The sequence below is a fragment of the Synechococcus sp. R55.2 genome (genome assembly GCF_047462075.1).
Taxonomy (GTDB): Bacteria; Cyanobacteriota; Cyanobacteriia; order Thermostichales; family Thermostichaceae; genus Thermostichus.
Window position 1 is genome coordinate 1 of record NZ_JANSIH010000038.1, and the last position, 11,149, is coordinate 11,149.

The window sequence follows — 11,149 nt, forward strand, 5'->3', positions numbered from 1 at the left end:
ACGCCAACCACGCCTCGACGACCGCGTTCTGCTTGATGTGGCAGGGGGCGTCCTTCACCCACCGGGGCAGGTCGGAGCGCAGGATGATGTCCCGCAGCTTTCTGGCCGTTTTTGGGGCACCGTGCTGGCACTGATGGGCAATCGCTTGGTTGTAGCAACACCGGCACGCTGCTTGCCAGTGTTTCCACACCTTAGCCAGAGCGGGTTCGGGATAAATCCTGATCTTCCTGGATTGCAGTTCGGTACTTCCTGAGTCCGCTGAGCCGATGACTGAAGCCGTGCAAAATGGCAAGAATATCCTCAACCCATTCCTGTTGGGGAGAGTGGTCTTGGTGATTGAGAACCACGTTTGCGTCAGCGGAGCGGAGCTCTTTCTCGAACCCGTGTTGACGGCAGTACCAGGCAACAAGCTCAAATCCAAAGCGGCAGAGGCGGTCTTTATAGGCGACCACAAGTGTGCCGACATCTCCTGCACCGATTCGTTCCAGTAGGGCAAGGAACCGTGGTCTTTGGAAGTGGAGACCGCCGCCAATGTCTCCGACCCCTTCGGCTCCAGAATGGAGGCTAACCAATCGAGCAATCTGTCGCTCCAAGTCGGGTTTTTGCGCTCGGCTGATAACTCTGGCGTAGAGAACAATGTGCTTCTGCTTTCCGGGTAACTTGATGTAGCTATCGAGGTCATATCGCCTTGCTCGTCCTGAAGGTGTTCGTACTGCCGACGAGCAACTTCTTTGGGAGTTACATATCGCGCCATGCTGAATACTATGTTCAGCATGGTTCAATGTTGCTTGGATTAGAATCCGCTCCTCAGGCAGTGCCCGCCGAGGCACAGTCCTGACCGAGGGTGTGGTCTTTCAACCGCTGCAAAGTTGCAGTCAGGGCCATGGGCCAGGGATCCGGCTGGCGCAGTTGTCGCACCCCCTGAGGCAGGCGCAGCACAGAAGCGCGGCTGGTGCGGGCAATGGCTTCCAGATCCGGCAAGGGATCCAGCAGCAGCCCTTTTTCCATAACTTTGCGCAAGAGCGGTTCGTAGCCAGGAGGCGGGGGCTCGTCAGCATGGCCCAACAAGTCTCCTTCAGGGCCGCGAAAGATCTGCTTGCGACCGGGAAGGGTGGCTTTGGCAAAGGAAGCTTTGGCCACCGGGATCCCGTTGATTTCCACCAATTTGTACACCCCGTTCACGCCTTCTCCGGTCACCAGGCGGGTGCCCACTCCATAGCCGCTGATGGGGGCCTGGGAGCGATGCAGGCGCTCGATCTCGTATTCATCCAAATCCCCACTGACGAACACCGGGGCTCCTTGAGGCAAAATCTGTTTCACCCGGCGAGAGAGATCTTCCAAATCTCCTGAGTCGATGCGCACCCCGCCGATTTCCCCGCGGGATCCCAGTTGATCCGGGCTTCCGGCTGCAAAAAGCTGGGCTGCCGTGCGCGCCCCTTGGATGGGGTCGTAGGTATCGATCAGCAGCGCAGCCTGGGGAAAGTAGCGCCGAAAGGACTGAAAAGCGCGGGTCTCATCTCCCGAAAGAGCGGCAATGGCCATCACCAGGGAATGGGCCATGGTTCCTGCCGGCTTGCGCCCCAATTTCAGGGCTGCCAAAACATTGGAGGTGGCATTGAACCCTGCCGCCAGAGCCGCCCGGGCTGCCCATAGCCCCGCCTGGGGCCCAAAAGCTCGCCGGGTGCCGAACTCCAGCAAGATGGCCTCATCCCCTGCTGCATCGCGCATACGGGCCGCCTTGGTGGCAATCAGGGTCTGGTAGTTAAAGGTGGACAGCAGATAGGTCTCCACCAGTTGGGCTTGCCAGAGGGGGGCTTCCACCCGCAATAGGGGCTGGTTGGCGAAAATGGCCGTTCCTTCCGGCACTGCCCACATATCCCCCTCAAACCGGCAGCGGGCCAGCAGATCCCAAAAGCGCTCCGGCGCATCGGCGAAAATGCCCGTTTCCCGCAGTGCTCGCAAAGCCTCGGGGGCGAAGCTGAGCTGCTGCAGGTATTCCACCGCCTGGGTGAGCCCCATGGCAATCAGATAGCCATAGTCGGTGGGCAGCCGCCGCACGAACAGCTCAAAGGCAGCGGGCTGAGCCTCTAGCCCTTCCCCCACATAGCAAGCGGCCATGGTGAACTGGTACAGATCGGTTAGCAAGCCATAGTCTTGGGGCTGCAACGACGAGAAATCAGGGCTCAACATGAAAAAACCTCAAGGCAGAAGCCGATGGGGAGCGATGGGATCGAGCAGAGAGCTGTCGCCAAGGTTATAGTGAAACTTACCATAAGTAAGCCTGCCTGTCCGGGATCCACCAGAAGCACCGCAACCCCCGAAAAGCTCGAAAAATCGGTCTCAACAAGACGCCAAATCCAAACTTAGCCGAGAACACAGGCGGCCATCTGGACAAAACCTCTTCCCCAACTTATAGTGAAACCAACCATAAGTACCAGCCCGACTTCCTTTAACCTTAGATCAAGCTTGTGCAAGCCTGGTCAATCCAGCCCCCACCGGGAGAACGCCATGAATGCCACTCTACAGGAGCTAACGGTTGCGGCTCCAGCAGGCCTTCCCACCCACTTTGATCCGGAGCGGGTGGGGGAGATTTGGCGCGTGCCCTACCAACAGCGGGCAGCAGAAGCCGAGCTCTGGGCCAAGGAGCAAGGGATCCCGCCGGCAGAGGCGGATCGGGTGCGGGTGGGCTTGTTGCTCATTGATGTGCAGAACACCTTTTGCATTCCCGGCTTTGAGTTGTTTGTGGCCGGTTCCGGCGGATTGGGAGCGGTGGAAGATAATCGCCGGCTTTGTCAGTTCATCTACCGCAATTTGGCCTGCATCACCCAGATTGTTGCCACCCTCGACACCCACACGGCCATGCAGATCTTCCACCCCGTCTTTTGGGTGGACGCGCAGGGAGCCCATCCTGAGCCGGCCACGGCCATTTCGGCAGCCGATATCCGCTGCGGACGCTGGCGGGTTAACCCCGCCATGGCTGCCAACCTCACCCAGGGGGATCTGACGCGGTTGCAGGTCTACGCTCTGCACTACGCCGAGCAGTTGGAGCAGGGGGGAAAATATCCCCTCATCGTCTGGCCCTACCACTCCATGCTGGGGGGGATTGGCCATGCCCTGGTGCCAGCGGTGGAGGAGGCGATTTTCTTTCACAGCATGGCCCGCTGCAGCCAGCCCAGCCTGCAGCTCAAGGGAGCCAATCCCTTGACGGAAAATTATTCCGTGCTTAGCCCGGAGGTTTTGACTGGGCCGGAAGGGGATCCCATCGACGAGAAAAATGAGCCTCTTATCCGCCACCTGCTGCAGTTTGATGCGCTGATCGTGGCTGGCCAAGCCAAAAGCCATTGCGTGGCCTGGACGGTGAGTGACCTGCTGCAGGAAATCCAAGCCACGGATCCCAGCTTGGCCAAGAAAGTTTATCTTCTGGAGGACTGCACCTCGCCGGTGGTGATTCCCGGCGTTGTGGATTTCAGCGAACAGGCGGAGGCCGCTTTCGCCCGCTTTGCGGAAGCAGGAATGCACCGAGTACGCTCCACGGATCCCATCCGGGAGTGGCCTGAGTTTCCGCTCTGAAAGACTTATACAACACCGAGCAAAAGCGGACTTTCGCGCAGGTTGATGCTTTCTTTTTGCTTCCACGACCCATGGCCAGTGGTAGAGCTCACCTCTACCACCCCGCCAAAGGGATCTCCACAGGCGCGACTTCCCCGCAAGCTGCAGGTAGTTGCTCCTCGCTCTGAAAGAGCACACAGGCTGAAGGTGGAGCAAACTTTAGCCTAGGCGAAATGCCTACAAAAAATGTGCCAGCCAGCTCACCGGTTTGGCCAATCCACGTCAAGCTGCTATCGCCCAGACCAACAACGTCTGTCGGAAGGTTCGTCAGCGAGGTTGAGCATTGTGCTGCAAGCTAACCGATAGCCCGGTAAATCGAGGACTAGAGGGAAGCCCAAAGATCCCGGTCGATCTCCCTTCCAAGTGGTAGGATGCGGCAGGACAGCCTGTCGGAGTTGCCCTGTGTACAATCGCGTTAGCGGTGCGGAGCACTCTCGCGTCAGCGGTGCGGAGCGCCCTGAAGCCAGTTCTACCGTCTCCAGCAGCCTGCGCCCCCCCAGCGGTGCCCGGGATCTCCTGCCGCGGGAGGTACAACGGCGGGAGAAGCTGGAGGCTCAGCTGACCCGGGTTTTCCGGCGCCATGGCTACCAGCGCATCATCACTCCCACCCTAGAGCGGCTGGAAACGCTGCTGGCGGGGGGATCCATCCGCGCTGAGTCGGTGCTGCAACTGCGGGATGGCGAAGGGACGATGCTGGGGCTGCGCCCCGAGTTGACCGCTTCCATTGTGCGGGCGGCAGCCACCCGTCTGGCCGGTGGGCCCTTGCCGTTGCGGCTCTACTACCACGGCAGCGTTTTTCGCAACAGCCGCCGGGAGGAGGGATCCTACAGTAGCCAGGAGTTTTTTCAGTCCGGAGTGGAGCTGATCGGGGCAGGGGGATGGCTGGCAGATGCCGAGATTCTGCTGCTGTTGGCCGATTGCATTCGCTCGGTCGGCATCTCCTCTTGTGAGTTCTCTTGGACGCTGCTGCTGGGAGATGTCAGCCTCACCGAAAGTTTGCTCAGCGCCGTTGCCCCCACGGCTCAAGCGGCAGTGCGCCGTGCCATTGCCCAGCTCGACTACGTTTACCTGGAATCGGCCCCTCTGCCGGAAGCCGCCCGCCAAATTGGCTTGCAGATTCTGGGGCTGCGGGGACAGCCCGGCTCAGTTCTTTCTGACCTGGCTCAGTTGCCTGTGCCGCCTGAGCGGCTGCGGGATCTGCGGCAGCTCTGCCAGGTGCTGGAGGAACACGGGGTGCGGGTGGTGCTGGATCTGAGCTTGTTGCAAACCCTGGCCTACTACACCGGCATCGTTTTTCAGGCAGTGGCAGGCGGGGAGATCATTGCCTTGGGGGGACGCTACGACCGGCTGCATGCTCTCTACAGCCCTCAGCAGGTCGAACAGCCGGGGATCGGCTTTACCCTTCTGCCGGATACGCTGCTCCGGCTCTTGCCCCCCGACCCCAAAACCGAGGAGATGGGCTGCAAACGGTTGGTGGTGCCCCTGGTGCCGGCAGGGATCCCGGCGGCGCTGGCCTTGGCCGCCCGCTGGCGAGAAGAGTGCTATGCCTACGGCACCCTAACGGGAACCGCACCGCTGACGCGAATGGAGGCAGTGGAGCTGGAATTGCTGGATCGAGCTCCTGAAGAGATAGAAGTCTATGCTTGCCAATGTGGGATCCCAGAGATCGCCTGGGTACAGGCTGACGGCAGCTACCACATCACCCACCCAGACTGTTCGCGCTAGCGGGACGGAGTCCTTCGTTGGCCAGGTTGACTTCCCAACAGAGGCGTGGCTGCACCGATTGCAGCAGTTGTTGGCGAATGCGTTCCAATTGCCGGATGGCACCCCGTACCCCTGACGCGAGCGGCTGACGGGATCCCTGCGCCCAAAAATGCTGCTGCAAATAATCGATCAGCCACAGTTGTGCCGGCAGCTCCAAACTGGCCACCGCTCTGCCCAATTCCAATGCCTGCTGGAGAGAAGAGTGCCAGGGCCAACGTTTGAGTTCCTCAAGGAGCGACGGCGGGATCTGCTGCAGGTGCTGGTGGGCCAGCAAGGCCAAGCCGGGGCTGCCCTGGGCCAAGGCAATCAGCTCGGATCGAGGGATCCCTGCCAGATCTGGGCAACCCAACCCACTCAGCACCCGGTCGACCTCTTCTGAGCTGAGGCGGCGAAAAGGCACCATCTGGCAGCGGGACAACAGCGTCGGCAACAGCGAGGCCGCCTGGGGGGCGATGAGTATAATATGGGCTGGGCCTGGCTCCTCCAGGGTTTTCAACAAAGCATTGGCAGCGCTTTCCGCCAAGGTTTCGGCTCCCTCCAGCACCACCACCGCTCCCGATCGCGTAAGCGGGACGGAGTCCTTTAGCGGGGCGGAGCCCTTTCGCTGGGCTCGAATCGGCTTGCGGGCACAGAAGCGGGATACCCCCTGCACCTGCTCCAGGCGAATTTGGGGCGGCGAGCGCCGTTGCAAGGTTTGCGCCTCCGGGGAGTCTGCCGCAATTAGGCGGCCTTGGTGCAGGTAGGTGGGGCTGACCCAGTGGAGATTGGGATGGTTGCCCGCCAGCAGCCAACGGCAGTGGGAGCACTTGCCGCAAGGGATCCCGGAGCTGGATTCGCACAAGAGGGCCTGGGCAAACCAACGGGCCATCAGCTTCCGCCCCACCCCTTGGGGGCCCAAGAAGCAGTAGCTGGAAGTCACCCGCCCCTTCTCCAGGGCCGCCACAAGCAGTCGTGCCGCCATCTCCTGTCCGACAATGTGCTGCGGAGGCAAGACCTTCACCCGGTCAGCGGTCTCGGCGCTCGGACGGAGTTCTGGCATATCTCAGCATCCGCTGGCAGAAGCTGGCAGGAAATGTTTGCGAAAATACTGCAGCGTCTCCGGTCGCAATAACCCCCGCTCCACCAAGGGATCCCCCCAGTGGGGCGAAGATTCATCCATCGGCGGCAAGGACTCCAGCACTTCAGCAGCCAACAAGTCGGCAGCCTTGAGGAACTCTCCCACCGTGCGGCACCCCGACAAACGGGCAGAATACCCCCCATCCGCAAAGAACTTGATCGTGGTTGCCTTCAGGCCGGTACACTCGCCAATGACCGCGGTCAGCTTGCCCCCCGACTGTTGCCAGCGGCTGAGGATGTCTTGGATCTGGGGCCGATCCAGCAAGCCCGCTGCCTGCAAGTTTTGGAACAGATGCCTGGCCCAGGGGGTGAGTTCCGCCAGCAAAGGAGCCGTCGGCGTGTCCTCAGGATTGGCGGGAAGCTCCCCGGCATCGGTCGCAGGTTCCTCCAGTCTCCTCGTAAGGACTGTGTTTCGCTCACGCGAACGTGCTGGCTCATCTTTGGCGGTTGAGCCAGAGAAGTTGGCTGCTCTCAACTGGGCTTGGGCTGCTTCGGCGATCAGCTTTTGCTGTTCGTAACTCACCTGCAGCAGACGGTTGCGATTCTGCTCAATCTTGAGATTCTCTTGCAGGGACTCCAGGCTCTGCCGATAGGCCGCCAGCAGCTCTCGCGCGTCTCGCAGTTCCACCGTCAAGTTGGCCTGCTGCTGTTGAAGGGCGCTGAGGCGGGATCCCGTGGTTTTCAGTTGTTGTTGAGCTTGCTCCAAGGCTTCTTGGCGGGCTTGCAGGGATCCCTCCAGTTGGACAATGCGCTGGTCGGCCTCGGCCCGTTCTGCCCTGAGCTGGTGGATCAGGGCTTGGCTCTGCTGCAGTTGCTCCTCCAGTTGAGCAAGGTGCGCTTCGTAGTCACGGTTGGCTGCCATCAGCTGTGCTATTTCCGCTTGCAGTTGTTGTAGCTGCGCCTGTAAGCTTTCCACCTGCTCTGGGGGAACATAGCCGGAAAGCCGCGCCATTTGGGCCTCGTGCTCTTGCTGTAGCTGGGCGTAGCGCTCTTGCCACATCTGCAAAGAGGCCCTCAGCTCCGCAATCTGTTGCTCCAAGGCGGCAACCTGCTCTGGCCAGAAGGAATCCAGATGCCGGGATAGAGCAGCCTCTGACTCTGCAGCTTGCTGGGCAAGTTGGGCCTGCAACTGATCCCGCTCCGATCGGAGCTGCTGGATTTGATGAAGCGCTGCCTCCAATTGGGCGCGTAGGTCAGCCACAACGCTGCTGGGCACCGAGTCCAACTGGCGTTTCTGCAGAATCTGGATTTGCTCTTGCAACTGCTCCAGTTCCGACTGATAGCAATCTCGCTGGGTTTGCAACTGCCGCTGCGCCTTCTGCTCGGCAGCGCGGGCAAGAGCCAGCTCCGTTTCTAGACGTTGCAGTTGTTCCCGCCAAACCCGCAAATCCTGCTGCAGCGTAGCCTGGTGCTGGAGCTCCGCCTGCTGGAGACGAATGGTGGCTTCCAGTTTTTGAATGCGCTGCTGATACTGGCTTTGAAAATCGGCAATCTGCTGGTTCATGCTGGCCAGGATCCGATCCCATTCCTGTTCCTGGAGCTCGATTTGTAGCCGCAAGGCTTCCACTTGCTTGCGGTAGTCAGCCAAGGTGGCCGGTTGAGGCTCATCGGCAAAGGGATCCGAGGCTGCCGCGGCTAATGTTCCAGGGATGGAATCTCCCCCAACTGCGGATTCGAGACTCGATGGCTGAATTGTTCCCTCGCAAGGGATCTTGGCCTCTTCGGGTACAGCCAAATCCTGGGCCAGAGCTTCTCGGCCAGGAGTTGCCGCTCTTTGGGGGGTAAGCTGAACCTCGGGTTTGGGATCCCTGGCCAAAAAAGGCTGCAGCGCCTCCCACGCATTGGGGGAAGCCATCCGCTGCAGTTGCACCTGGACATCCAAGGCGCGATCCAAAATGGCGGGCTGTACCCAACCTTTCCAGGTGAGGATTTCCCCCAATTTCCGCCCATAGCGACGCTGTTGGGCCAGAGCAACCCGCAACTGCTCAAAATCCAAGTGGCCCAGTGCCACCAAAATCTCTCCCAGAGAAAGAGACTGGCTGGGCAGGAAGCGGTAGAGAGCGGCTGGGGTGAGCCAGCCGTGCTCGAGACACACTTCTCCCAACTTGAGGTGGTTTTGCTGTTGCTCTCGCAGGGCCTGAGCCAACTGGGATTGGGAAATTAGCCCTGCCCGCAGCAGACGCTGTCCCAGCGGCAAGCTCGACTCAGCCTCACCGTCAGCAGCACCCCGCCCCTCCAGAAAGGGGAATGGGGTAGAGCCACTCTGGGAGGAAGAGGAGCGCGGAGGCATCAGAAAGGTTCCCAGCTCAGGACTATATTTGTTGTTGCTGTACTCTAGCCTATTGCTCCACAGGATAGAGCATAAAGAGATGACAACGCCACATTGCCGTATTGGCATTGTGGTCGTTTCAGGTTAGGGTGAGATGCCTGGGCTGTTGAGAAAAGCCTTTGGCCGGGGGCATTATGGCTCCGCAACGCTGACGCGACAACGCGACCGACGTTTTAGGCGTGGGCGCAGTGTCCTAGTTTGAATTGATGATTTGAATTGATGAATTGAAATGGCCATAATCGGAATGGCCATAATTGTGGACATAACTGACAGACATCAATGTTGGCTCTAAAGCCAACTCACTTTCTTCCTGCTTGAGAGAGAAGTCAAGCTCACCTGGCCCCTCTCGGGAGCGCTGCACCGGCAAGGCAAAGGAAATTGGGTCGCCAAAATCCGGCTTCTCCCTTGCCCACTAACCCGTGGGATCCAACCGCATCAACACCTGCCCAAACTCCACCGATTGCCCATTGCTCACCAAAATCTCGGTCACCACACCTGCCGTTTCAGCCTCGATTTCGTTCATCAGCTTCATGGCTTCGATGATGCACAGGGTTTGGCCCTTGTTCACCCGTTGGCCGACCCGCACAAAGTCAGGTTCACCTGGAGCCGGGGCACTGTAGAAGGTGCCCACCATCGGCGCCGTCACGTCTATCCAATGGCTGGGGGTGGATTTAGGGGCAGCGGGAGGAGAGGGTGCTTCTACAGGAGCGGGAGGGGGAGGTGCGGGGGAGACAGCAGCCGGACTGGTGGGGGTGGGGGAAAGCTCAGCCGGGATCCCTTTGCGCAAGGTGAGGCGAAAATCTTTGAACTCCAGAGTTAGCTCGGTAACATCGCTCTCTTGCAGAGCGGCCAGAAGAAGCCGAATTTCCTGCCAATTGACGACATCCAAGGGAAAGTTCACTCCTGATGCATCACCTGTCCACAACGGAAATCCATAACCGGATAAGGAGAAGGAGAACTTACTCCCGGCCCAGATAGGTGTCGGTGCGGGTATCGACCCGAATCCGTTCCCCCACCTTGATGAACAAAGGCACCTGGATCTCGGCACCGGTCTCCAGCTTGGCCGGCTTGGTTCCCCCGGTTGCGGTATCTCCCTTCACCCCTGGATCTGTTTCCACCACTTCTAGAACGACCGTGTTGGGCAATTCCACATCGATCACCTGCCCATTCCAGCGCAGGATTGACACTTGCATGTTTTCTTTCAGATATTTCACGGCGGAGCCAATTTGGGCGGCGGTAATTGGAGCCTGCTCATAGGTCTCCATGTCCATAAACACCAAGTTGTCCCCTTCCGCGTAGAGATACTGCATCTCGACTTTTTCGATGGTGGCTGCGGGCAGGGTTTCACCGGCGCGGAAGGTTTTCTCCACAACGTTGCCAGTCTGCATGTTTTTGAGCTTAGTGCGCACAAAGGCTGCCCCCTTGCCGGGTTTCACATGCAGGAACTCGATCACCTTGTAGGGAGCTCCGTCAATTTCTACAGAGACGCCAGGGCGCAAATCGTTGCTTGAGATCATGTCAGCAGAGGGATCCGTTGCTTAGACTTCCCAATCTTACCGTGACGATGGGGCACTCCGTTCGCGCTGGGGAGGCGGAGTCCGATTCAGCCCTCTGAGATCAATCGGGGGCTGGCGACCGTAGAGGGGCAGCACCTCCTGCCACTGAGGGCGCAATCCGGCCCGAAAATCGGCGCGGGCCAATTCTGCCAACGCCACCACAGGTGCAGGATCCACAAAATCGGCGGCATTCACGGATAGAGCTTGCGGCCACTGTCGGAGAGTTGCCTGCCAAGCCTCTTCCTCCCAGAGCCGATCGGCCACTTCTGCAGCGACACCCTCTTCTGTCACCCGATACACGCCGCCATACCACTCTTCTCGTTTGGCGTCCATCTGCACCGCCACCGTCAAGGGCTGTGCCGGGGATCCCTGCCAGATCCACACATGGCGGGCTAGGACGGCCAAAGCCGAGTAGCCGAACACGGGGATGCGCAGTTGCTGGCCCAGCAGGCGGGCTACACTCACCCCCAAACGGCTGCCCGTAAAGCTGCCCGGCCCCAAAGCCACAGCGATCCCGGCTACCTGTGACCAAGCCTGACGGGCCAAGAAGTCTCTCAAGCAGGGGTGCAACTGCGCTGCCATCTCCCGATCCAGCCACCAGCTCTGGCTGCGGGGTTCTCCCAGCCCCGGCTCCAACGGCAGCAGGGCCAGGCCCAAAACGGGTGTGGTGGTGTGGATCCCTAACATCCACCGAGGGGCGGACACGATCTTTCTCCCTCCTTTTTGTATTGGGTGGTTGACGAAACTTAACGGATGTTTTAAGGTTAGGGTGTCA

Annotated in this window: 8 protein-coding genes and 2 pseudogenes; 2 read left to right on the forward strand and 8 right to left on the reverse strand. The window is 59.8% G+C overall.

Features of this window, described 5'->3' with window-relative positions:
- The 3 genes and pseudogenes from NW838_RS01320 to NW838_RS01330 form a co-directional block, all read right to left on the reverse strand.
- Window positions 1-190: pseudogene (locus tag NW838_RS01320) on the reverse strand (RNA-guided endonuclease TnpB family protein); the annotation flags it as partial.
- Between the two features lies 1 nt (window position 191).
- Window positions 192-734: pseudogene (locus tag NW838_RS01325) on the reverse strand (IS607 family transposase); the annotation flags it as partial.
- A gap of 73 nt (window positions 735-807) precedes the next feature.
- Entirely contained in the window at window positions 808-2,190 is a 1,383-nt protein-coding gene (locus NW838_RS01330; protein ID WP_414357891.1) for a nicotinate phosphoribosyltransferase, read from the reverse strand.
- Between the two features lie 318 nt (window positions 2,191-2,508).
- On the opposite strand from NW838_RS01330, the gene NW838_RS01335 reads away from it, so the two are divergent.
- Window positions 2,509-3,570, forward strand: a complete 1,062-nt coding sequence (locus NW838_RS01335; protein WP_414427348.1) for an isochorismatase — start codon at window positions 2,509-2,511, stop codon at window positions 3,568-3,570.
- A 441-nt stretch (window positions 3,571-4,011) separates the two neighbouring features.
- On the forward strand, window positions 4,012-5,334 hold the full coding sequence (locus tag NW838_RS01340) for an ATP phosphoribosyltransferase regulatory subunit (protein ID WP_414427349.1): 1,323 nt from the start codon (window positions 4,012-4,014) through the stop codon (window positions 5,332-5,334).
- On the opposite strand, the gene NW838_RS01345 is transcribed toward NW838_RS01340, so the two are convergent.
- The 5 genes from NW838_RS01345 to tsaB all read right to left on the reverse strand — a co-directional run bounded on the left by NW838_RS01345 (window position 5,309) and on the right by tsaB (window position 11,079).
- Window positions 5,309-6,412, reverse strand: coding sequence for a DNA polymerase III subunit delta' (locus NW838_RS01345; protein WP_414357895.1), 1,104 nt, complete (start codon window positions 6,410-6,412; stop codon window positions 5,309-5,311). The two genes, NW838_RS01340 and NW838_RS01345, sit on opposite strands and share 26 nt — an antisense overlap.
- A gap of 3 nt (window positions 6,413-6,415) precedes the next feature.
- A complete protein-coding gene (locus NW838_RS01350; RefSeq protein WP_414427350.1) occupies window positions 6,416-8,779 on the reverse strand; it encodes a hypothetical protein in 2,364 nt (787 codons plus the stop codon).
- A gap of 451 nt (window positions 8,780-9,230) precedes the next feature.
- Window positions 9,231-9,707, reverse strand: coding sequence for an acetyl-CoA carboxylase biotin carboxyl carrier protein (gene accB, locus NW838_RS01355; RefSeq protein ID WP_414357898.1), 477 nt, complete (start codon window positions 9,705-9,707; stop codon window positions 9,231-9,233).
- Between the two features lie 70 nt (window positions 9,708-9,777).
- Window positions 9,778-10,335: an elongation factor P gene (efp, locus tag NW838_RS01360; RefSeq protein ID WP_414335241.1), complete on the reverse strand. Its 558-nt coding sequence runs from the start codon at window positions 10,333-10,335 to the stop codon at window positions 9,778-9,780.
- Window positions 10,336-10,371: 36 nt separating this feature from the next.
- A complete protein-coding gene (gene tsaB, locus NW838_RS01365) occupies window positions 10,372-11,079 on the reverse strand; it encodes a tRNA (adenosine(37)-N6)-threonylcarbamoyltransferase complex dimerization subunit type 1 TsaB (RefSeq protein ID WP_414357897.1) in 708 nt (235 codons plus the stop codon).
- Window positions 11,080-11,149 lie beyond the last annotated feature (70 nt).